Annotated in this window: 23 protein-coding genes; 15 read left to right on the top strand and 8 right to left on the bottom strand. The window is 61.4% G+C overall.

All coding sequences use genetic code 11. The features are described 5' to 3' along the window. Positions 1-66 precede the first annotated feature (66 nt). Genes ftsX through ftsY form a run of 3 tightly spaced genes read right to left on the bottom strand, consistent with a single transcriptional unit; the run spans position 67 to position 3241 of the window. On the bottom strand, positions 67-1092 hold the full coding sequence (ftsX, locus tag D8U61_RS05450; RefSeq protein ID WP_122612362.1) for a permease-like cell division protein FtsX: 1026 nt from the start codon (positions 1090-1092) through the stop codon (positions 67-69). Beyond that, positions 1089-1760, bottom strand: coding sequence for a cell division ATP-binding protein FtsE (ftsE, locus tag D8U61_RS05445; protein ID WP_016772715.1), 672 nt, complete (start codon positions 1758-1760; stop codon positions 1089-1091). Before ftsE ends, ftsX begins: the two co-directional genes overlap by 4 nt. Then, a complete protein-coding gene (gene ftsY / locus D8U61_RS05440; RefSeq protein ID WP_130926538.1) occupies positions 1757-3241 on the bottom strand; it encodes a signal recognition particle-docking protein FtsY in 1485 nt (494 codons plus the stop codon). Before ftsY ends, ftsE begins: the two co-directional genes overlap by 4 nt. On the opposite strand from ftsY, the gene D8U61_RS05435 reads away from it, so the two are divergent. From D8U61_RS05435 to D8U61_RS05415, 5 genes are all read left to right on the top strand, one after another. After that, on the top strand, positions 3240-3434 hold the full coding sequence (locus tag D8U61_RS05435) for a hypothetical protein (RefSeq protein ID WP_016772713.1): 195 nt from the start codon (positions 3240-3242) through the stop codon (positions 3432-3434). The genes ftsY and D8U61_RS05435 overlap by 2 nt on opposite strands. 151 nt (positions 3435-3585) lie before the next feature. Next, positions 3586-4941: a pitrilysin family protein gene (locus D8U61_RS05430; protein WP_071172213.1), complete on the top strand. Its 1356-nt coding sequence runs from the start codon at positions 3586-3588 to the stop codon at positions 4939-4941. Beyond that, complete coding sequence (locus D8U61_RS05425) at positions 4934-6424, top strand: pitrilysin family protein (RefSeq protein WP_130926537.1); 1491 nt, start codon at positions 4934-4936, stop codon at positions 6422-6424. Before D8U61_RS05430 ends, D8U61_RS05425 begins: the two co-directional genes overlap by 8 nt. Continuing rightward, positions 6424-7038 (top strand): 16S rRNA (guanine(966)-N(2))-methyltransferase RsmD, encoded by a 615-nt coding sequence (gene rsmD, locus D8U61_RS05420; RefSeq protein ID WP_016772711.1) that lies wholly within the window; start codon positions 6424-6426, stop codon positions 7036-7038. Before D8U61_RS05425 ends, rsmD begins: the two co-directional genes overlap by 1 nt. Before the next feature lie 65 nt (positions 7039-7103). Beyond that, positions 7104-8099, top strand: a complete 996-nt coding sequence (locus D8U61_RS05415; RefSeq protein WP_125925433.1) for a hydrolase — start codon at positions 7104-7106, stop codon at positions 8097-8099. A gap of 57 nt (positions 8100-8156) precedes the next feature. Here D8U61_RS05415 and D8U61_RS05410 read toward each other — a convergent pair whose 3' ends face one another. Beyond that, on the bottom strand, positions 8157-9011 hold the full coding sequence (locus D8U61_RS05410; RefSeq protein WP_130926536.1) for a sulfurtransferase: 855 nt from the start codon (positions 9009-9011) through the stop codon (positions 8157-8159). Between the two features lie 31 nt (positions 9012-9042). After that, the gene (locus tag D8U61_RS05405) at positions 9043-9714 is read right to left on the bottom strand and encodes a TetR/AcrR family transcriptional regulator (RefSeq protein ID WP_016772708.1); all 672 of its coding nucleotides are present in this window, start codon (positions 9712-9714) and stop codon (positions 9043-9045) included. 147 nt (positions 9715-9861) lie between these two features. Here D8U61_RS05405 and D8U61_RS05400 point away from each other — a divergent pair, with 147 nt between their 5' ends. The 5 genes from D8U61_RS05400 (at position 9862) to D8U61_RS05380 (ending at position 14586) form a co-directional block, all read left to right on the top strand. Then, positions 9862-11292, top strand: coding sequence for a coniferyl aldehyde dehydrogenase (locus D8U61_RS05400; protein WP_130926535.1), 1431 nt, complete (start codon positions 9862-9864; stop codon positions 11290-11292). A 29-nt stretch (positions 11293-11321) separates the two neighbouring features. After that, positions 11322-11867 (top strand): twin-arginine translocation pathway signal protein, encoded by a 546-nt coding sequence (locus D8U61_RS05395; RefSeq protein ID WP_125925430.1) that lies wholly within the window; start codon positions 11322-11324, stop codon positions 11865-11867. 131 nt (positions 11868-11998) lie between these two features. Then, entirely contained in the window at positions 11999-13594 is a 1596-nt protein-coding gene (locus tag D8U61_RS05390) for a GMC family oxidoreductase (protein WP_125925429.1), read from the top strand. A 115-nt stretch (positions 13595-13709) separates the two neighbouring features. Beyond that, the gene (gene coaD / locus D8U61_RS05385; protein WP_003229157.1) at positions 13710-14189 is read left to right on the top strand and encodes a pantetheine-phosphate adenylyltransferase; all 480 of its coding nucleotides are present in this window, start codon (positions 13710-13712) and stop codon (positions 14187-14189) included. A gap of 145 nt (positions 14190-14334) precedes the next feature. Beyond that, complete coding sequence (locus D8U61_RS05380) at positions 14335-14586, top strand: YfhL family 4Fe-4S dicluster ferredoxin (RefSeq protein ID WP_003195146.1); 252 nt, start codon at positions 14335-14337, stop codon at positions 14584-14586. A 151-nt stretch (positions 14587-14737) separates the two neighbouring features. Here the strand turns inward: D8U61_RS05380 and D8U61_RS05375 are convergent, their stop codons facing one another. Genes D8U61_RS05375 through D8U61_RS05365 form a run of 3 tightly spaced genes read right to left on the bottom strand, consistent with a single transcriptional unit; the run spans position 14738 to position 16755 of the window. After that, complete coding sequence (locus D8U61_RS05375; protein WP_076564452.1) at positions 14738-15061, bottom strand: multidrug transporter; 324 nt, start codon at positions 15059-15061, stop codon at positions 14738-14740. Positions 15062-15117: 56 nt separating this feature from the next. Continuing rightward, positions 15118-15930 (bottom strand): bifunctional DNA-formamidopyrimidine glycosylase/DNA-(apurinic or apyrimidinic site) lyase, encoded by an 813-nt coding sequence (gene mutM, locus D8U61_RS05370; RefSeq protein WP_122698599.1) that lies wholly within the window; start codon positions 15928-15930, stop codon positions 15118-15120. A 12-nt stretch (positions 15931-15942) separates the two neighbouring features. Beyond that, on the bottom strand, positions 15943-16755 hold the full coding sequence (locus tag D8U61_RS05365; protein ID WP_160769650.1) for an HDOD domain-containing protein: 813 nt from the start codon (positions 16753-16755) through the stop codon (positions 15943-15945). A 228-nt stretch (positions 16756-16983) separates the two neighbouring features. Here D8U61_RS05365 and D8U61_RS05360 point away from each other — a divergent pair, with 228 nt between their 5' ends. From D8U61_RS05360 to D8U61_RS05340, 5 genes are all read left to right on the top strand, one after another. Continuing rightward, a complete protein-coding gene (locus tag D8U61_RS05360; protein ID WP_071172203.1) occupies positions 16984-17523 on the top strand; it encodes a type 1 glutamine amidotransferase domain-containing protein in 540 nt (179 codons plus the stop codon). 162 nt (positions 17524-17685) lie between these two features. Continuing rightward, positions 17686-18882 (top strand): class I SAM-dependent rRNA methyltransferase, encoded by a 1197-nt coding sequence (locus D8U61_RS05355; protein ID WP_016772700.1) that lies wholly within the window; start codon positions 17686-17688, stop codon positions 18880-18882. A gap of 449 nt (positions 18883-19331) precedes the next feature. Then, the gene (locus D8U61_RS05350; RefSeq protein ID WP_130926534.1) at positions 19332-20405 is read left to right on the top strand and encodes a SagB family peptide dehydrogenase; all 1074 of its coding nucleotides are present in this window, start codon (positions 19332-19334) and stop codon (positions 20403-20405) included. After that, complete coding sequence (locus D8U61_RS05345) at positions 20402-21379, top strand: diiron oxygenase (protein ID WP_130926533.1); 978 nt, start codon at positions 20402-20404, stop codon at positions 21377-21379. The genes D8U61_RS05350 and D8U61_RS05345 overlap by 4 nt, the downstream gene beginning before the upstream one ends. Further along, positions 21372-22604: an MFS transporter gene (locus D8U61_RS05340; protein ID WP_125925425.1), complete on the top strand. Its 1233-nt coding sequence runs from the start codon at positions 21372-21374 to the stop codon at positions 22602-22604. Before D8U61_RS05345 ends, D8U61_RS05340 begins: the two co-directional genes overlap by 8 nt. Positions 22605-22757: the final 153 nt, after the last annotated feature.

Genomic DNA, 22757 nt, shown 5'->3' with positions numbered 1-22757 from the left:
ATTGACCGGGAACTCAGGTACAAGTTCCCATAAAAACCGCAAGGTCAATCACGCGCAAAAAAGATTCTACTTCGGCGCCAGCTCCCTGAGATGACGTGCGACTGCAATCCATGCACCGATATAACCCAACAGCACCGCGCCAAGCAAGAGCGACAGACCGTCGGCCACTGGCACGCCGGCCAGGGCGAAATCACTGCCGTACAAACCGGCCAGTCCGACCACCGCATCGTTCAGCCAATTGAGGCCGAACGCCAATACGCCCCAGGACAACAGCCCTGCACCGAAGCCATACAACGCGCCCATATACAGGAAAGGGCGGCGCACATAACTGTCAGTGCCGCCGACGAGTTTAATCACTTCTATCTCGGTGCGGCGGTTTTCAATATGAAGACGAATGGTATTGCCTATCACCAAAAGTAATGCAGACACCAACAATACCGTCAGACCGAAGACAAAGCGGTCGCCAAGCTTGAGGATGGCGGCCAGACGCTCGACCCAGACTAGATCAAGTTGCGCCTGTTGTACCTTCGGCAGCTCGGAAAGTTTTTGTCTTAATGCTTCGAGTGTCGGCTTGTCGACTTCGTTCGGGGTCACCAGCACCACACCCGGCAAAGGGTTGTCGGGCAGCTCACGCAGGGCTTCGCCCAGGCCGGACTGCTGCTGGAATTCTTCCAGCGCCTGATCGCGGCCGACATATTCGGCATCAGCGACGCCGGGCATGCCTTTGATCTGCTCACGCAGCGCTTCACCCTGCTCCGGGCTGGCGTCGAGTTGCAGGTACAGGGAAATCTGCGCCGCGCGCTGCCAGGAACCGCCAAGACGCTCAACGTTGTTGAGCAACAGCGACAGCCCCATCGGCAGACTCAACGCCACGGCCATCACCATGCAGGTGAAGAAGCTGCCGATCGGCTGTTTGCCGAGGCGGCGCAGGCTATCGAGCAGGCTGGCGCGATGGCTTTCGATCCAGGCGTGAAACAGCGTGGCGAAGTCCGGGCCGTCGTCATCGTCGTGTTTTTTCTTCTTCTGCGGTTGCGGGTCGGCGGCCTTCGGGGCCACGCGCTCGGAAACCTTCGGACTGCGTGTCGCACTCATACCCCGGCCTCCCCGTCGCCGATCAGGCGGCCGCGTTGCAGGGTCAGCATGCGATGACGCATGCGCGCGATCAGTGCCAGGTCGTGACTGGCGATCAGCACGCTGGTGCCCAAACGGTTGATGTCTTCGAACACGCCCATGATCTCCGCCGCCAGACGCGGGTCGAGGTTACCGGTCGGTTCGTCTGCCAGCAGCAAGGCCGGGCGATGGACGATGGCGCGGGCAATGCCGACGCGCTGTTGCTGACCGGTGGACAGATCGCCCGGGTACAGATCGGATTTGTCCGACAGTGCCACGCGTTCCAGCGCCGAATCGACGCGCTTGGCGATCTCGACCTTGGACAGGCCGAGGATCTGCAGCGGCAAGGCGACGTTGTTGAACACCGTACGATCGAACAGCAACTGGTGATTCTGGAACACCACGCCGATCTGTCGGCGCAGGAACGGAATCTGCGCGTTGCTGATGGTGCTCAGGTCCTGCCCGGCGAGCAGCAGTTTGCCGCTGGTCGGCCGTTCCATTGCCAGCAACAGGCGCAACAGCGTGGATTTACCGGCACCGGAGTGACCGGTGACAAACAAGAACTCGCCACGACGGACTCGAAAGCTCAGCTCATGCAAGCCGACGTGACCGTTCGGGTAGCGTTTACCGACCTGTTCGAAACGAATCATGAACGCTCCCGCTCGGCAAACAGTGCCTGGACAAAGGGTTCGGCTTCAAAGGTGCGCAAATCGTCGATGCCTTCACCGACGCCGATGTAGCGGATCGGCAGGCCGAACTGCTTGGCCAGGGCGAAAATCACCCCGCCCTTGGCGGTGCCGTCGAGTTTGGTCAGGGCCAGGCCGGTCAGTTCGACGGTCTGGTTGAACTGCTTGGCCTGGTTGATGGCGTTCTGGCCAGTGCCGGCGTCGAGCACCAGCAGCACTTCGTGCGGCGCGTCGGCGTCGAGCTTGCCGATCACCCGGCGAACCTTTTTCAGTTCTTCCATCAGGTTGTCTTTGGTGTGCAGACGACCGGCGGTGTCAGCGATCAGCACGTCGATGCCACGGGCCTTGGCCGCTTGCACCGCGTCGAAGATCACCGAAGCGGAATCGGCGCCGGTGTGCTGGGCAATCACCGGAATCTTGTTGCGCTCGCCCCAGACCTGCAATTGCTCCACGGCCGCGGCGCGGAAGGTGTCGCCGGCCGCCAGCATGACCTTCTTACCCTCCAATTGCAGCTTCTTCGCCAGCTTGCCGATGGTGGTGGTCTTGCCAGCGCCGTTGACGCCGACCACCAGAATCACGAACGGCTTGTTCTGCGAGGCGATTTTCAGCGGCTGTTCAACCGGCTTGAGCATCGCTGCCAATTCGGCCTGCAGAGATTTGTACAGGGCGTCGGCGTCGGCCAGCTCCTTGCGTGCGACCTTCTGGGTCAGGCGCTGGATGATCTGCGTAGTGGCTTCGACGCCGACGTCGGCGGTCAACAGACGGGTTTCGAGGTCATCGAGCAGGTCATCGTCGATGGTCTTGCGCCCGAGGAACAGGCTGGCCATGCCCTCGCCGATGCTGGCGCTGGTCTTCGACAGGCCTTGCTTGAGACGGGCGAAGAAGCCGGCTTTGGTTTCTTCGGTGCGCGGGGTTTCGACGGGCGCTTCTACAGGTGCTTCGACCGGCACGATCGGAGTGATAACCGGCGCAGCGGCAAGCGGTGCGGGCTCAGGCTCGGACGGCGGAACAACCGGGGCGGCGGGTTCAGAAATGATCGGCGCTGGCGCGACAACCGGCTCAGGCACAGGCTGCGCAGCCACTTCGGCAACCGGCGCAGGAATCACTGGCGTCACATGCGGCGCTGCTTCTTCAACCAGCGCGACCGGTTCTTCTGCCACTGGCAGGGTCAGCCACGGCTCGGCGGCGGGCGTCAGCGGCAACTCGGCAGCGGCCGGCGTTTCGGGCTCGGCGTCAACCTCCGGTTGCAGCACCGGCTCGGCGATCGGCAGCACAATCGGCGCCGGCTCTTCTTCTATTACAGGTGCTGGCGCGGGGGCCGGCTCAGGAATCGCGGGCGGCTGTTCGACGACGGGTTCTTGCGGTTTCTTCCGCAGCCATCCGAACAGGCTTTTCTTCTCGCCAGCCGCAGCTGGGCTCTTCTTGTCGTCGTTGGAACCAAACATGGAGGACGGCTATCTCACGGTAGCGACGCGCCAACAGGGCGCCCCGGCAAATAAATATTCGATGCAGAACAGACTGTGTTTCACCCAGCTTGTTCACGCGCAACATTTTGTCGAGGCACCGAAGGCACCTCAAACTTCAATTAACACGAAGGACTGGAGCGGCATCGTCGGCGAAAACGCGCAGTACAGATGAAAAACTGCTGCTATCCGCGACAAACCCATACAGCCTGACCGGGTATCGAAACCTGATAGGCGTGGCCGCCAGTAAAACGGATCAGTATCCTAGCACCCTCTCGCCCGCTGACGCTAAGACCAAGCGGGCAGCCCAACAGGTTGAAAAACGAATGAATGCTCTTGCCCGCCGCGCTGCTGGCCTGCTGCTCAGCGCAGTCTGCCTGCCCCTTTCGGCCCTGGCGGCCGACCCGCAACCGACCCATGAATTCACCCTCGACAACGGCCTCAAGGTCGTCGTGCGCGAAGACCATCGTGCGCCGGTGGTCGTTTCGCAGATCTGGTACAAGGTCGGCTCCAGCTACGAGACTCCGGGCCAGACCGGTCTGTCCCACGCGCTCGAGCACATGATGTTCAAGGGCAGCGAAAAAGTCGGCCCCGGCGAAGCTTCGCTGATCCTGCGCGACCTCGGCGCCGAAGAGAACGCCTTTACCAGCGACGACTTCACTGCTTATTACCAGGTGCTGGCTCGCGATCGCCTCGGCGTGGCCTTCGAGCTGGAAGCCGACCGCATGGCCAACCTGCGCCTGCCGGCCGACGAGTTTGCCAAGGAAATCGAAGTCATCAAGGAAGAGCGCCGCCTGCGCACCGATGACAAGCCGATGTCCAAGGCTTACGAGCGCTACAAGGCCATGGCCTACCCGGCCAGCGGATACCACACGCCGACCATCGGCTGGATGGCTGACCTCGACCGTATGAAAGTCGAGGAACTGCGCCACTGGTACCAATCCTGGTACGCGCCGAACAACGCCACGCTGGTGGTGGTTGGTGACGTCACTCCGGACGAAGTGAAAACCCTCGCCCAGCGTTATTTCGGCCCGGTCGCCAAACGCGACGTGCCACCGGCGAAAAAACCGCTGGAACTGGCCGAGCCCGGCGAACGCCAGATCACCCTGCGCGTGCAGACCCAACTGCCGAGCCTGATGCTTGGCTTCAACGTGCCGAGCATTGCTACCGCTGAAGACAAACGCTCTGTCAACGCCTTGCGCCTGATCTCGGCGCTGCTCGACGGCGGCTACAGCGGACGCATCCCGGCGCAACTGGAACGCGGCGAAGAGCTGGTCTCCGGCGGCTCGTCGGACTATGACGCCTACACCCGTGGCGACAGCCTGTTCACCCTGTCGGCCACGCCAAATACGCAGAAGAAAAAGACCATCGCCCAGGCCGAAGCCGGCTTGTGGAAACTGCTTGAGCAACTGAAAACCACCGCGCCGTCTGCCGAAGAGCTCGAACGCGTCCGCGCTCAAGTCATCGCCGGCCTGGTCTACGAGCGTGACTCGATCACCAGCCAGGCCACCGCGATCGGTCAACTGGAAACGGTCGGCCTGTCGTGGAAGCTGATGGACACCGAACTGGCCGATCTGGAGAGCGTGACCCCGCAAGACATCCAGAACGCCGCGAAAAAGTATTTCACCCGCGAACGTCTCAGCGTCGCCCACGTCCTGCCTTTGGAGACGACTCATGAGTGAGCGCAAAACCCCACGCCTGATGCTGCTTGGCCTGATTGCTGTCGCGGTGATCGGCTCGGCAGCGGTTTATTTGTCGCCAAGCGCTGACAGCAAGGCCAGCGAAGCACTGGATAACGCTAAGTCCAGCCAGAAACTGCAATCGCTGGCCGAACTCGACGGCAAGGCCCCGGCCAGCCGCAAGCTTGATGTGCAGACCTGGAACACCGCTGAAGGCGCGAAAGTGCTGTTCGTCGAAGCCCATGAGCTGCCGATGTTCGACATGCGCCTGATCTTCGCCGCTGGCAGCAGCCAGGATGGCAACGTCCCCGGCCTCGCGGTGCTGACCAACGCAATGCTCAACGAAGGCATTGCCGGCAAAGACGTCGGCGCAATCGCTCAAGGGTTTGAAGGCCTCGGCGCCGACTTCGGCAACGGTGCGTTCAAGGACATGGCGCTGGCCTCGTTGCGCAGCCTGAGCGCACCTGAGCAGCGTGAACCGGCGTTGAAGCTGTTCGCCGATGTGGTCGGCAAACCGACCTTCCCCGCCGATTCCTTCGCGCGCATCAAGAACCAGCTGCTCGCCGGTTTCGAATACCAGAAACAGAACCCCGGCAAACTCGCCAGCCTGGAGCTGATGAAGCGTCTGTACGGCGATCACCCGTACGCGCATTCCAGCGATGGCACTGCCCAGAGCGTGCCGAAGATCACCCTGGCGCAATTGCGCGAGTTTCATGCCAAGGCCTACGCCGCCGGCAATGCGGTGATTGCGCTGGTTGGTGATTTGTCGCGAGCCGAAGCCGAGGCGATCGCCAATCAGGTCTCTTCTGCCCTGCCGAAAGGTCCGGCACTGGCGAAAATCGCCGCACCGCAGGAACCGAAGGCCAGCGTCAACCACATCGAGTTTCCGTCGAAACAGACCAACCTGATGCTCGCGCAACTGGGCATCGATCGCGACGATCCGGATTACGCCGCGCTGTCGCTGGGCAACCAGATCCTCGGCGGCGGTGGTTTCGGCACACGCCTGATGAGCGAAGTGCGCGAGAAGCGTGGCCTGACCTACGGTGTTTATTCGGCGTTCAGCCCGATGCAGGCCCGTGGCCCGTTCATGATCAACCTGCAGACCCGCGCCGAGATGAGCGAAGGCACCCTGAAGCTGGTGCAGGACGTGCTCGCCGACTACCTGAAAACCGGGCCGACGCAAAAAGAACTCGACGATGCCAAGCGCGAACTGGCCGGCAGCTTCCCGCTGTCCACCGCGAGCAACGCCGACATCGTTGGCCAATTGGGCGCGATGGGCTTCTATAATCTGCCGCTGAGCTATCTCGACGATTTCATGCGTCAGTCGCAGAGCCTGACCGTAGAGCAAGTCCGCGCTGCGCTGAACAAACACCTGAGCACGGAGAAAATGGTCATCGTCACCGCTGGCCCGACCGTGCCGCAAAAGCCGTTACCGGCCCCATCTGATAAACCTGCCGAGCAACCGCTCGGGGTTCCGGAGCATTAATGGCGACTCGAGCACCGAAAAAACCTGTGCAAAACGTGCACAACGGCGTCAATCAGCTGCGCATCATTGGCGGCCAGTGGCGCAGCCGCAAGCTGAGCTTCCCCGACGCACCAGGCCTGCGCCCGACCCCGGATCGCGTGCGTGAAACCCTGTTCAACTGGCTCGCGCCGTATGTCGAAGGGGCGAAAGTGCTCGACCCGTTCGCCGGCAGCGGCGCGCTGTTTCTCGAAGCCCTGTCCCGTGGCGCGGCCACGGCCCAGGCGCTGGACGCCAGCAACGTTGCGGTTTCCAGCCTGAAAGAACATCTCGGCACCCTGCGTTGCAGCAACGGCCAGGTGCAAACCGCCGATGCGCTGCGCTACCTGGAAACCCAGACCGCGACGCCGTTCGACCTGGTGTTCCTCGACCCGCCGTTCAACCAGAACCTGCTGCCAGCGGTTTGTACCTTGCTGGAAGAGCGCCAATGGCTGGCGGCCGATTCGTGGATCTACACTGAAAGCGAAACAGCGCCATCGACGCTGGGCCTGCCGGGCAACTGGCGTCTGCATCGTGAACAGAAATCCGGTCGGGTTTTTTACGCGCTGTGGCAGCGCACGGCGGACATCGCCGGCTGACAACGTCGCAAGCAACCTGCGGCGAGGGGGCGAGCTTCCTCGCCACAAGCCTATCGAGAATCATCGTGCCCCCTTCGCCAGAACGCTTCATCCCCGCCCTCGGCCTCGGCAATCCGCATCTGCAAACCCTGTGGGGGCCGCTGTGGCGCAAGACCGTGCACATCGAGCGCGAACGCGAGCGCCTGTGGCTCGAGGACGGCGACTTCCTCGACCTCGACTGGCACGGCCCGCACAGCGCCGAGGCGCCGTTGGTACTGGTGCTGCACGGTTTGACCGGCTCTTCCAATTCGCCCTACGTGGCGGGCATTCAAAAGGCCTTGGCCGAGCAGGGCTGGGCCAGCGTCGCGCTGAACTGGCGCGGTTGTTCCGGCGAGCCGAATCTGTTGCCGCGCAGCTACCACTCCGGCGCCAGCGAAGACCTTGCCGAAGCCATCCAGCACCTGCGCGCGAAACGACCGTTGGCGCCGTTGTACGCGGTCGGCTATTCGCTGGGGGGTAATGTGCTGCTCAAGCATCTGGGCGAAACCGGCAGCAACAGCGGTGTGCTCGGCGCGGTGGCGGTGTCGGTACCGTTCCGTCTCGATCAATGCGCCGATCGCATTGGCCAAGGGTTTTCGCGGGTGTATCAGGCGCACTTCATGCGAGAGATGGTCGCCTACATCAGGAACAAGCAGCGTCAGTTCCAGCATGACGGGCGCGAAGACGGCCTGGCGAAACTGGCCACGCTCGGCTCGCTGGAGAACATGCGTACGTTTTGGGATTTCGACGGCCGGGTTACCGCGCCGCTGCATGGCTTCAATGATGCCGAGGATTATTACCGCCGCGCCTCGAGCCGCTACTACCTCGGCGAGATCCGCACGCCGACGCTGATCATTCAGGCGGCGGACGATCCGTTTGTATTTCCACACAGCCTGCCGCAAGCCGACGAGTTGTCAGCCTGCACCAGGTTCGAATTGCAGGCGCGTGGCGGTCATGTCGGCTTCGTCGACGGCTCGGTGCGCCGGCCCGGGTATTACCTGGAGCGGCGTATCCCGCAATGGCTGGCCGCACTCGGTCAATGAGCGCCGCATATCCCTTGCAGGAGTGAGCCTGCTCGCTCCCACATGGGATCAGCGATGTTATTCGCCCGTGGCAATGCCGCGCGATGGCTCGTTGATCCATTCGCTCCACGATCCGGCATACAGCGCACCCAGCGGGTAGCCGGCCAGGCACAGTGCAAACAGGTTGTGACACGCCGTCACCCCGGAGCCGCAGTAGGCGACCAGTTCCGACGGTGAGCGATCGCCCAGTTTCGCTGCAAAGCGCTGCTTGAGCTGCTCGGCCGGCAAAAACCGTCCATCACCGCCGAGGTTGTCGGTGAACGCCGCACACTGGGCGCCGGGAATGTGCCCGGCGACCGGATCGATCGGTTCCATTTCGCCCTTGAAGCGCGGCAAGGCGCGGGCGTCGAGCAGGGTCAGGGTTGGCTGGCCGAGGCGCTGCTGCAATTGTTCGGCGCTGAGCAACAGGCTCATGTCCGGCTGACCACTGAAGCTGCCCGGCGTCACGCTCGGCGGATCCAGGCTCAGCGGCAGGCCGGCGGCGTGCCAGGCTTTGAGCCCGCCATCGAGAATGAATACGCCGTCGCGCTTGCCCAGCCATGCCAGCAACCACCACGCCCGCGCCGCGTATGCACCCGGGCCGTCGTCATACAGAACCACATCGCTGTCGTTGCTGATGCCCCAGGCTTGCAGGCGTTCGATCAGCGCCGCCGGCTCGGGCAACGGATGACGCCCGGTCACGCCCTTCTCGACTTTACCGCTCAGATCCCGTTCCAGATCGGCGAAACTCGCTCCGGCAATGTGCCCTTCGGCGTAGCTGCGCTGACCGTAATCCGGATCTTCGAGGGCAAAACGACAATCGAGAATCACCAGCCCCGGCTGCTCTTTGCGAGCGTCCAGTGCTTGTGGGCTGATCAACTGCGCAATTGACATAACGGGCTCCTGTGGAATTCGGCTGAACGGTTTATTTCACGTCTTCAAGGGCCTGCGCCAGCGGCACGTAGAACTCGTCGAACAGTGCGTTGACTTCATCCCGCGCCTGATCGGTAACAAACCCTGCTTCCAGCACCAGCACCTGATACACGCCACGCTTCACGGCCTGTTCGCTGAGGTGGTTGGAGTTTTCCCGCGTGGTGCACAGAAAACGCACCCACGAGGTCAGGATGATCCACGCGTTGAGGGTCAGCGACTCGATCTGCACGCGATCCATTTTCAGGATGCCGGCGGCGACAAAACCTTCGTAGATTGCGGCCCCCTGGATCACGCAGCGCTGGGAGAAACGCCGATAACGCGCGGCCAGTTCCGCATCGCTGTCGAGCAGATGCTCGAGGTCGCGGTGCAGAAAGCGGTAGCGCCACATGGCCGAGAGCAGTTCCTTCAAATAGAAACGCTTGTCCTCGACGGTCGCCGGGCGGCCCTGAGGCGGACGCAAAAAGCTGTCCACCAGGGCTTCGTACTCACTGAACAACACGGCGATGATCGCCTGCTTGTTGGGGAAGTGGTAGTACAGGTTGCCCGGAGAAATCTCCATGTGCGCGGCGATGTGGTTGGTGCTGACGCTGCGCTCGCCCTGCTGATTGAACAGCTCCAGGCTGTTCTGAACGATGCGCTCGCTGGTTTTTATTCGTGGGGCCATGGCTTGAGCTTTAATTCAGAGTGCGTAGACGGCGCATCTTACGACCTAACCGGAAATGGATAAAACACTGACGTGCGCGGAAGTCGTTTGACTTTCTAGAGCTTAGACTCTAAAAAGTGCCCACTACAATAAAATCCGGAGCCCGCGATGACTGCCGACATTGCCTACCTGCAAACGCTGCAACAGCCTCTTGAAACCCTCGATCGGCAGTTCCAGGCACAACGGGCCGCGTACGCCGCCAACCCGATGCCGCCGGCCGCGCAACGTCAGCAATGGCTCAAGGCTTTGCGCGATCTGCTCAGCGCTGAGCGGCAGGCATTGATCGACGCGATCAGCGCCGATTTCAGTCACCGCAGCGCCGACGAAACCCTGCTCGCCGAGCTGATGCCGAGCCTGCACGGCATTCACTACGCCAGTCGTCACCTGAAAAACTGGATGAAGCCCTCGCGACGCAAGGTTGGCATGGCGTTCCAGCCTGCTTCGGCGAAGGTGGTTTATCAGCCGCTGGGCGTGGTCGGCGTGATCGTGCCGTGGAACTACCCGCTGTATCTGGCCGTGGGGCCGATGGTCGGCGCCCTGGCTGCCGGCAATCGGGTGATGCTCAAGCTCAGCGAATCGACCCCGGCTACCGGCCTGCTGCTCAAAGAACTGCTGGCGCGGATCTTTCCCGAAGACCTGGTTAGCGTGGTGCTGGGCGAAGCGGATGTCGGCGTCGCGTTCTCGCGTCTGCCGTTCGATCATCTGCTGTTCACCGGCTCCACCAGCGTCGGCAAGCACGTCATGCACGCTGCCGCGGAAAACCTCACGCCAGTCACCCTGGAACTGGGCGGCAAGTCGCCGGCCATCGTCTCCAGAGACGTACCGCTCAAGGACGCCGCCGAACGCATCGCCTTCGGCAAGACCCTCAACGCCGGGCAGACCTGCGTCGCGCCCGACTATGTGCTGGTGCCGGAAGACCGCGTCGGCGCCTTCGTCGAGGCCTACCGTCAGGCTGTGAAAGGCTTCTACCCGACCCTGGCCGACAACGCCGACTACACCGCGATCATCAACGAACGCCAGTTGGCCCGACTGAACGGTTACGTCAGCGACGCGACCAGCAAGGGCGCGCTGCTGATCCCGCTGTTCGAACAAGGCCAGGGCCGACGCATGCCGCACAGCGTGCTGCTCAATGTCAGCGATGAAATGACCGTGATGCAGGACGAAATCTTCGGCCCGTTGCTGCCAATCGTGCCTTATCGCGATCTGGAGCAGGCATTCGCTTACATCAATCAGCGGCCTCGTCCTCTGGCTCTTTACTACTTTGGCTACGACAAACGCGAACAGCATCGCGTACTGCACGAGACCCATTCCGGCGGCGTATGCCTGAACGACACTTTGTTGCATGTCGCTCAGGACGACATGCCCTTCGGTGGCATCGGTCCCTCGGGCATGGGCCATTACCACGGCCACGAAGGTTTCCTGACGTTCAGCAAGGCCAAGGGTGTGCTGATCAAACAGCGCTTCAACGCGGCCCGGCTGATCTACCCGCCCTACGGCAGATCGATTCAGAAACTGATTCAGAAACTGTTCATCCGCTAAACGTTCGTCGACGCCGGGTAATAACAACAATGCACCCAAGCCTGACCGAAACACCCGCCCTGTCGCGCCGTGGCCTGCTGAAATTCAGCCTCGGCGCCAGCGCGTTTCTCGCCACCGCCGGCCTTGGCGCCAGCCTCACCGGCTGCTCGTCGAGCGTCAGCGCTAACGGCTTTGTCGTTTTGCGCGACGGCGATCTGCTGTTCCTGCGCGCGCTGATCCCGGTGATGCTCGACGGCGCCGTTGCCGTCGGGGAAATACCCGCAGCGGTCGACGGCACGCTGAAGTCGCTGGACTACAGCCTCGATCACGTGTCGCCGGAAATGCTCAAGCTCACTCGGCAACTGTTCGACGTGCTGGGCATGGCCGTGACCCGTGGCCCGCTTACCGGCATCTGGGGCAGTTGGGAAAATGCCAGCCCTGAAGCGATGCGGCATTTCCTCGAACGCTGGGAGAACAGTTCACTGAGCTTGCTGCGCATGGGCCATAGCTCGTTGCAGCAGATGGTGATGATGGCCTGGTACACCCGCGCCGAATCCTGGGCGCATTGCGGTTATCCCGGGCCGCCGAGGGTCTGAAACCGGGGCGCGGCCTTCGCGAGCAGGCTCGCTCCCACATTTGAAATGCATTCCCCTGTGGGAGCGAGCCTGCTCGCGACAGGGCCTGCTGCATCACCACAGCATCCAGAATAATAAAGAGAACCTGACCGATGCCCGTACCCGATCCCTTCCGCGAAGGCCTCGCCCGAGGCTGGAAAACCTACAACGGCGCGCAACTGAGCGACGACCTCACCCTCGAAGCCGACGTGGCGATCATCGGCAGTGGCGCCGGCGGCGGCACCACGGCGGAGATCCTCAGCGCGGCCGGCTACAAAGTCCTGCTGATCGAAGAAGGCCCGCTGAAGACCAGTTCGGATTTCAAACTGCTCGAAGACGAGGCCTACAGCAGCCTCTACCAGGAAGGCATCGGGCGCATGAGCAAGGACGGCGCGATCACGATCCTGCAGGGCCGCGCAGTCGGCGGTACGACGCTGATCAACTGGACCTCAAGCTTCCGCACGCCCGAGCCGACCCTCGAACACTGGGCCAGCGAGCACAACGTCAAAGGCCATAGTCCGGCAGAGATGGCGCCGTGGTTCGAAAAAATGGAGCAGCGCCTCGGCGTCGCGCCGTGGATGGTGCCACCCAATGCCAACAACGATGTGATCCGCAAAGGCTGCGAGCAACTTGGCTACAGCTGGCACGTGATCCCGCGCAACGTTCGCGGTTGCTGGAATCTCGGCTATTGCGGCATGGGCTGTCCGAGCAACGCCAAGCAATCGATGATGGTAACGACCATCCCGGCGACGCTGGAAAAGGGCGGCGAGCTGCTGTATCTCGCGCGGGTGGAGAAACTGCTGATCAGTGGCGACAAGGTTACCGGCCTGCATTGCGTGGCGATGGACGAGCGCTGCGTCGAGCCGACCGGGCGCAGCATCACCGTCAAGGCGCGGCATTACGTGCTGGCCGGCGGCGGCATCAACAGCCCGGCGCTGTTGCTGCGCTCCGACGCGCCGGATCCGCATGAGCGCGTGGGCAAGCGCACCTTTCTGCACCCGGTGAACATGTCCGCCGCGCGTTTCGCCGAGGTGGTCAATCCGTTCTACGGCGCGCCGCAGTCGATTTATTCCGACCATTTTCAATGGAAGGACGGCACCACCGGGCCGATGGCATTCAAACTTGAAGTGCCACCGCTGCATCCGGCGCTGGCCGCCACACTGCTCGGTGGTTTCGGCAAGGAAAACGCCCAGCATATGGCCGACCTGCCGCACACCCACGCGATGCTGGCGCTGCTGCGCGATGGCTTCCACCCGGACAGCAGCGGTGGCTCGGTGGAGCTGCGCGGTGATGGCTCGCCGGTGCTCGACTATCAGGTTTCGCAATACGCATGGGACGGTTTGCGCCGGGCCTTTCACGTCATGGCCGAAATCCAGTTCGCCGGCGGCGCGCAATCGGTGATGCCGATGCACGCCGACGGCCGCTATGTGAAGACCCTGGCCGAGGCGCGCTCAATGATCGATGGACTGAGCCTGGAGCTGTACCGCACGCGACTCGGTAGCGCCCATGTGATGGGTGGTTGTGCGATGGGTGAAGATCCGCAAAGCGCGGTCGCTGACAGCCTCGGCCGCCATCATCAACTGAGCAATCTGTCGATTCACGATGGCTCGCTGTTCCCCACCAGCATCGGCGCCAACCCCCAGCTGTCGGTGTATGGCCTGACCGCGCAACTGGCGACAGCCTTGGCTGATCGGCTGAAAAATCCATGAAAAAGCAGAATATTCCTATCGTCTATAGTGCTTTCTTACCCAACAGGCGACTTGGCCGACCGGGAAGGCTGCGATACCATCCGACTCCCCAACGGACTCCCGCCAGGACGACGCGATGAACCGAGTGTTGTACCCAGGTACCTTCGACCCTATTACCAAGGGCCATGGCGATCTGGTCGAACGCGCCTCGCGCCTGTTCGATCACGTGATCATTGCGGTCGCCGCCAGCCCGAAAAAGAACCCGCTGTTCCCGCTGGAACAACGGGTCGAACTGGCTCGCGAGGTCACCAAACACCTGCCGAACGTGGAAGTGGTCGGTTTCTCGACGCTGCTCGCGCATTTCGCCAAAGAGCAGAACGCCAATGTGTTCCTGCGTGGTCTGCGTGCGGTGTCGGACTTCGAATACGAATTCCAGCTGGCCAACATGAACCGCCAACTGGCGCCGGATGTGGAGAGCCTGTTTCTCACGCCGTCGGAGCGTTATTCGTTCATTTCCTCGACGCTGGTGCGGGAGATTGCCGCGCTGGGCGGCGATATCAGCAAGTTCGTCCACCCGGCCGTGGCCGACGCGCTGACCCTGCGCTTTAAAAAGTAGGAGCTGCCGCAGGCTGCGATCTTTGCTTTTGAAGATTGCAGTCTCGTGCCCTTGATCGCCCCCGCGTGCACTGCGCTCGCCAATGCGGCACAATTGCGCGCATTGATTTATAGCGCCCGGGCCTGCCGCCCCGGCTGGAGTTAGCATGTCCCTGATCATCACCGACGATTGCATCAACTGCGACGTCTGCGAACCCGAGTGCCCGAACGCCGCCATTTCCCAAGGCGAAGAGATCTACGTGATCGACCCGAACCTGTGCACCCAGTGCGTCGGCCACTACGACGAGCCGCAGTGCCAGCAGGTCTGCCCGGTGGATTGCATTCCACTGGACGAAGCCCATCCGGAGACTGAAGAACAGTTGATGGAGAAGTACCGCAAGATCACCGGCAAGGCCTGATCACATCAGCGCCAGTACCGAAGCCATCGCGGGCAAGCCCGCTCCCACAGAGTCTGTGGTGAAACACAAATTTGTGTGAACACCAAAACCCATGTGGGAGCGAGCCTGCTCGCGAATGGGCCATCAGCCACACCACTGAAACCCGATCAGCTCACTCGCGCTGCTCAAACCCCTCCCCTGTACACCCCAGACACCGCACAAACGCCGCTTTCGCCGGGTCGACCACCAGCGCCTGACCGGCATCGCCAACACCGCCGCCCAGTGCGGTAAAAGGCAACGACACCACAAATGCTCCCGCACCGATCACCGTGGCCACCACCAGCAAAGGTCGGGCAATCAGCAGGTCGCCAAGCATGGCGTAGGCCGGGGGATTCTGGATGGTGTAACGCGGATCACCGCTGCCGGTTTCCGAGGCCTGAACGGCCAGGCTGGAACACAACAGCAGCGTGACGAAGAAGACTTGCAGGACTTTCATGGCACGATCCTTCGGGCTGCGCAGTAAGACTTCTCACTATAGACCGAAGGATTTTTTCAGGTCTGGCAGCGCGGGCAAAACACGCTGGCGCGCTGGCCCAGCTTCACTTCGCGCAGGCCGCTACCGCAGACCTTGCAGTGCTGACCACCGCGGCCGTAGACAAACAGTTCCTGCTGGAAATAGCCCGGCTGACCATCTCCGCCAATGAAATCGCGCAGCGTCGTGCCGCCACGCTCGATGGCGGCGGCGAGGATGCGTTTGATCTCGATTGCCAGTTTCAAGTAACGCCCGCGGGAAATGCCCCCGGCTTCGCGGCGCGGATCGATGCCGGCGGCGAACAGCGCTTCGGTCGCGTAGATATTGCCGACCCCGACCACCACCGCGTTGTCCATGATGAACGGCTTGACCGCCATCGAGCGCCCGCGTGACAGCTGGAACAGGCGCTCGCCATCGAACAGATCGGTCAGCGGCTCCGGCCCGAGGCGAATCAGCAGTTCGTGATTGAGCGGGTCGTTGCTCCACAGCATCGCACCGAAGCGTCGCGGGTCGGTGTAGCGCAGGGCCAGTCCCGACTCCAGTTCGATATCGACGTGCTCGTGCTTCAACGCCGGCAACCCCGCCTCGACCAGACGCAGATTGCCGGACATGCCCAAATGGCTGATCAGCGTGCCGATCTCGGCGTTGATCAACAGGTATTTGGCGCGCCGCTCGACCAGCACGATGCGCTGCCCGGACAGGCGCACATCGAGGTCTTCGGGGATCGGCCAGCGCAGGCGCCGGTCGCGGACGATGACCCGGCTGACCCGCTGGCCTTCCAGGTGCGGGGCGATCCCACGACGGGTGGTTTCGACTTCCGGCAGTTCAGGCATGGTGTCCTCGGATCAATGCGCGCCGAGGTCGCGAATCGTTTGTTTGAGTGTTTCGAAGTCGTAGTCCGACAGACCGACGTAATCGAGCACCAGCGGGCCCACCGCGCTCCACTCGAAATCCTCGCTCTGGTTGCCCAGCACGCGATAAGAGGCGCAGATGTGCTCGGCCATTTTCAGAATCGCCAGCAAATTCTTCAGTTGGCTGTTCTTCGACGATTCGTCGCTGAAAATCGCCAGCGCATTGTGGTGGTTGGCGATGGCGGCGCTGACATGCTCCGGCAGGCGCCAGGACTTGGCGGTGTAGTAACCGACCACGGCGTGGTTGGTGTTGAACACACGGTTTTCCGTATCGACCACGCGGCATTCCGGGCTGGCGCTGGCGTAGGCCTCTTCCAGCACGGTCATGTAATTGGGGAAACGCTGCAGCATCAATGGCACGCCGCAATCGTGGAACAGGCCCAACGCATAGGCTTCGTCACCGGCCTGGGTGCCGATGCGCTTGGCCAGAGTCAGGCAGGTCATCGCCACATCCTGCGCGGTGTCCCAGAAACGGTTGAGGGTGACGATGGTGTCATCGTTCATCTCGCCCTTGATCGACTGCGCGTTGATCAGGTTGATGATCGAGCGGCTGCCCAACAGGTTCACCGCACGCTGGATCGAGGTGATCTTGTTGCTCAGGCCGTAATACGGCGAGTTGACGATTTTCAGCAGCGCGCCGGACAGACCGGGGTCCTGGGAGATCAGTTTGGCGATCACCTCCAGGTCCGGGTCGGGCATGTACTGCTCCATTTGCAGATCCACCATGATCTGCGGTTGCGCCGGCACACTGATGCCTTGCAGCGATTGTTGAATCTGTTCGGTGGTCAGCTCTTGGGACATAAGTACACACTCCGGGGCAGGCGGCGATTCTAACCGCTGAAACCGCAGGGCGACACACCGATGGGCACATCGCCGGAACTTTCATCTGTGCCCAGGCTTCGGAATCTGTAGGGCGCATCGGACCTCATCGGTCCGCTGCGAAGGCAAAATCTCCACAGACTCAGGAGCTTACCGATGGCAACTTCCCTCAATGGCAAACGCGTCGCTATTTTGGTTACCGATGGTTTCGAACAGGTCGAAATGACCGGCCCCAAGGATGCCCTGGAGCAGGCCGGCGTGCAGGTCGATATCCTCTCGGCCGAGGCCGGCACCGTCAAAGGCTGGAACCATGACAAACCGGCCGACGACTTCCCCGTCACCAACACTTTCCAGGCTGTGAGCGTCGATCAATACGATGCCGTGCTGCTGCCGGGTGGTGTGCAAAATTCCGACACCATCCGTATCGACCAGGATGCTCAGCATCTGGTCAAGACTGCCGCTTCGGCGGGCAAGCCGATTGCCGTGATCTGCCACGGCAGCTGGTTGCTGATTTCCGCAGGACTGGTCAACGGCAAGACCATGACCAGCTACAAAACGGTCAAGGACGATCTGGTCAATGCCGGGGTCAACTGGGTCGATCAGGAAGTGGTCAAGGACGGCAACCTGATCAGCAGCCGCCAGCCGGATGATGTGCCGGCGTTCAGTCAGGCCCTGATTGACGCACTGGCTGCATAAGAGCTGAAATCGCTTTCGCGAGAAGGCTCGCTCCCACAGGTGAATGCATTCCAAGTGTGGGAGCGAGCCTGCTCGCGAAGGGGCCACCCGCTTTTCATCGCAGGCCAGACCGGAGCACGCCTCAACACGCTATACTCCCGCTCTTTTTTCCGGAGCGACGTCATGTCCCTGCCTAGCCTGCGCCTCAAAGCCAACGCCGACCGTCGCCTGCGCAACGGCCACTTGTGGGTCTACAGCAACGAAATCGACGTGGCCGCCACGCCTCTGCACGGCTTCAAGGCCGGCGATCAGGCGGTGCTCGAAGCCGCTGGCGGCAAGCCGTTGGGCATCGTCGCCATGAGCCCGAACAACCTGATCTGCGCGCGCCTGCTGTCGCGCGACATCAAACTGGCCCTCGACAAGTCGCTGCTGGTGCATCGCCTGAACGTCGCGCTGTCGTTGCGCGAGCGCCTGTTCGACAAGCCGTTCTATCGTCTGGTCTACGGCGACTCCGACCTGCTGCCGGGTCTGGTGGTCGATCGTTTCGGCGACATCCTCGTGGTGCAGATCGCCTCGGCGACCATGGAAGCGCATAAAGACGACGTGATCGCCGCGTTGACCCAGGTGCTCAAGCCGAGCGGCATCCTGTTCAAGAACGACTCCGCCGCCCGCGACGCCGAAGGCCTCAACCGCTACGTCGAAACCGTATTCGGTCTGGTGCCGGAATGGGTCGCGCTGGAAGAAAACGGCGTCAAGTTCGAAGCGCCGGTCATTCAAGGGCAGAAAACCGGCTGGTTCTACGATCACCGCATGAACCGCGCGCGCCTGGCACCTTACGCCAAGGGCAAACGCGTACTTGATCTCTATAGCTACATCGGTGGCTGGGGCGTGCAGGCCGCTGCGTTCGGCGCCAGCGAAGTGTTCTGCGTCGACGCCTCTGCATTCGCCCTCGACGGTGTCGAGCGCAACGCTGCACTGAACGGCTTCGCGGACAAGATGACCTGCATCGAAGGCGACGTCTTTGAAGCGCTGAAGGAACTGAAAGCCAGCGAAGAGCGCTTCGACGTGATCGTTGCCGATCCGCCGGCCTTCATCAAACGCAAGAAAGACATGAAGAACGGCGAAGGCGCCTACCGTCGTCTCAACGAGCAAGCCATGCGCCTGCTGACCAAGGACGGCATTCTGGTCAGTGCTTCGTGCTCCATGCACCTGCCGGAAGACGATCTGCAGAACATCCTGCTGACCAGCGCCCGTCATCTGGACCGCAACATCCAGATGCTCGAACGTGGCGGTCAGGGTCCGGATCATCCGGTGCATCCGGCCATCGCTGAAACCCGCTACATCAAAAGCATCACCTGCCGTCTGCTGCCCAACAGCTGATTGCGCTTGAACACCGGGGAGCCACTGAGCTCCCCGTTTTTTTGCGCCCCCCCGCCCGTTTTTTTCACACTCGACATGAGTGCCTTGCTCTCTTCCTACAACTTCTTTCTCGCCGCCTTGCAGGAAGTTTCGTCATGCCTGTAAAACATGGAAACTAAACCTACACAGCAAGTCTCCTGCAAAAGATCACTCCGACAAAATTACTGGAATATTCCTACCTAATATCCGCTTGCCAATATTCGATTACAAACTAATATGAAGTTGTCGCAACGAAGCGACTCCAACTACCAACGAACAAGGAGTTCACATCATGAAAACCATTTATCTCGAAACAGACAAACTCGCCAACCTGGCCTTTCTGGTTGCAGCCACCGGCCGCTAAGTAGCCTGGACGCTGGAGAGTGCCGGCACTCTGGCGTCCATCAGACTTTCCTGAGTGATCTGAACCCATGTATATCAATCCTTTTCTTTTTATATTGCCGCGCCCGCCCGGACAAGTAGTCTGGAACTACAAGAACCATACTCAACACGAACTTGATCTTGAATACTCCCATCGCCTCGCCAGCCTTATACACAACCCTGATATATTTGACCCGAACAACATAATAGACAGACAACTTCTGGATGCAGGCATTCTAACAACTTCAAAAATAGACACCCCGGATTGGGGCTGGGATGAACTATCGAAGATTTATCACATCGGCACACAAAATATACCTTGCGCACATACGCCTCGGAATATTCACGAGTGGTCCAGGCAATATCTGGCGCACTGCAGCGAAGTGCTGGCGAAGCCGGAACCTGCGAACACCCCGGCGCCGCGATCAGTGCAGCCCTTGATTACCCTGCCCGTACCAGGCGCCATTAATGATGACAGCCTGACTCAGGCCCTGATGAGGCGCAAAACCTGTCGTTCCTACACCGGTGCGGCGGTGACACTGAACGAGGTCGGCACGCTGCTCTATCTGACCCTCGGCTATCTTCCCCCGCGCGAAGATGCCCACGCCGATCCGGTCGCGCCGGGTCTCGAGGCCCGCCGGAGCTGCCCGTCCGGCGGCGGATTGAACGCCTGTGAGGGATTTGTCCTGGCGCAAAATGTCAGCGGGCTGGAACCCGGCATCTACGCCTACCACCCTGCCGAACACGCTCTGAGTCGGATCAATGCGCTGCCGGATCCGGAACTGGGCCAATTGCTCGGCGGCCAGCACTTCATCAACAACCTGCCGCTGGGCGTGTTCATCACCGCCAGGTTTGATCGTCTCTGGTGGAAGTACGAACACTCGCGCGCCTATCGCATGGCATTCATCGAGGCCGGTCATCTCTCGCAAACCTTTCAACTGGTAGCAACAACGCTGGGGCTGAACACCTGGCTGACCGGCGCATTTGCCGACGCACAGGTTGAAACCCTGCTCGGCATCGCGGGCAGCGCCGAGCAACCGCTGTTCTTTGTCGGTTGCGGCGAAAGCGATGGTCACGCCATGTGCCAGGAAATGCGTGATCTGCTCAGCGGAGCACAGTCATGATTCCCACGGCGATGGACGAGAGCGAAGCCCCGGTGTCATGGTCGCTGAAATTCACGCTTCCAGACTGGGAGAGCCGTGCATCGGTACGCAGCAGTACCCATGACTACCGGTTACCGGGCGATGTCGAGCAGCAATTGCAAACCCGCTACTGGTTCCCCCCGGCCTTCGTGCCCTATCTGGCGCATCCGGCCATCCAGGCCAAAGGGCGCGAAACCCTGCACCGCCTTACCGCCAATCATCTGGTGTATTTCCTCGACTACACCACCCTGCTCGAACACCGCATCGTCAACCGCGCCGTGGAAGTCATCGCGCACCGCGAACTGCCCATCTACATACCGCTGCCGATGAAACATGCGGCACTGCAGCTGTATACCGACGAGGGCTACCACGCGCTGTTTTCCAACCAGATTGCCGAGCAGATCGCTGCGTATTACAGCATCACCCGGCGTCCGGTCATTCCGAAGCGGATCAGCCGCATGAACGCCTTGATCGCGCGCACGCCGGAGAAAAACCGCGCTCTGGCCTGGTTCCTGCTGGGATTTGTCTCGGAAACGATCATTGCCCGCGAGTTGCTGGAGGTCTGTCGCGACACGCTGGTGTCCAGCGTGAACGACATGCTGCGTGATCACCTTGCCGACGAAGCCCGGCACAGCCGTTATTTCGCCGAAGCCTTCCATTATTTCTGGATTGCGATGAACAGTCGTCAGCGCCTGTTCGCCAGCAAGACCCTCGTGGAGATCATTTCCATCTTCTTCGAAGCAGATGAAAGCTGGCTGCAACAAAGCCTGCGTTCGGCCGGTATTGCCGAGATCGACGTGATGGAGATTGTCGGCAGCACGGTAACGGTGCAGGCCAACCGCGCCCGTGCACGTGCTGGCTGCAAACCTACAGTGGAGGCCCTGCACAAGGCCGGCTTCTTTGCATTGCCCCATAACCTGACACTCTTCGCCAAAGCAGGATTGATCGATGGATAAACACAGCCGTGCAACCACCCGCCGACAACAGCGCGGAGCAATCAGCCTGCTGCTGGCGATGATCCTGCTAGGCGTGTTTCCGCTGGATGTGCTGCTGCCTTCCTTTCCGGCATTGGCAGCCCACTTTGGCCGATCGTCAAACGACATCGCGCTGTCGATCAGTCTGTTTGCCGTGGGCATCGCATTTGCCCAGTTATTGATCGGCCCGTTGTCCGATGTGATCGGGCGCAAAGGTCTGCTGCTTGCCGGCATGAGCGTGTCGCTGCTCGGCGCACTGGGCTGTGTGCTGAGCAATGACTACACGCTGTTCCTGATTTTCCGGGTGATGCAGGCGCTGGGATGCGGTTGCTTCGTGCTGTCCCAGGCACTGGTGCAGGATCTGTTCGAAGGCAACGAGCGTGATCGCCTGCGGATCCTGATGGTCACCGCCACGGGCATCTTCATTTCGGTATCACCATTGGCGGGCACGTTTCTGCAGGCCACGCTCGGCTGGCGCGGCAGCTTCTGGGTGTTCATCGCCTTGGCCGCCGTGGTTCTGGTGAAGACGTGGCGGCTGCTCGATAACAGCCGTCCTCCTCATGATGCCAACCGCCTGGGCTTCATCCAGTCCTATCAGCGCGTCCTGAGCAATTTCGAATTCGTCGGCTGCTGGCTGATTTCCGCCTTCGCTTTCGCCTGCCACTTTTCCTTCATTGTCATTTCCCCGCTGATCTTCATGGAGCAGCTGCAGATGGCACCTTACGATTTCGCCTTGATCCTGCTGATCTACGGCGCCGCCTATGTCTTTGGCGGCCTGTTCGCCAGCGTGCTGAATCGGCATATCAATGCGCAACAGCAGATTTTCACCGGGCTGAGCCTGATCCTGCTCTCGGGGCTGGTGATGCTCTATCTGGCGGCCAGTCATGATCTGTCAGCGGCGACTGTGCTGATTCCGATGCTGATCTGCACGGTAGGCACGACCATTTCACGCCCGCCGGCTACCTCCCGCGCCATGAGCCTGTTCGCCGAAAATGCCGGCGCATCGGCGTCCGCCGGCAGCACCATCATCTTTATCTGTGGCGGGCTGGTCAGCGCCTTGATCAGCCTCGGCCCGGCCAACCTGCAAGCGACGCTGGGTTACGGCTTCGTGGTGCTGAGCGGCGTATCGCTGTTGCTCAACAGCGTGATTGGCCGTCGCGTCAGCAACCTGCGCAGCAATCCGGTGATGCCGGGAGGCGACCACTGATCCTGCCAGTCGTCATCCCGCGTGCCTCTTCAACGGGGGAACAACGCTTTGCGCCATTCCCTCGCGACGCCAGCGGTGTAGAATCGCCTCATTCATCGCCATTCATCCCCGGCGGGTTTATGAGCTCAGGCTGAGACCAGCGGCGATCCCGCA

Source organism: Pseudomonas sp. Sample_14 (assembly GCF_004307515.1).
GTDB classification, from domain to species: domain Bacteria; phylum Pseudomonadota; class Gammaproteobacteria; order Pseudomonadales; family Pseudomonadaceae; genus Aquipseudomonas; species Aquipseudomonas atacamensis.
This window is presented reverse-complemented; position numbering and strand designations above follow the sequence as displayed.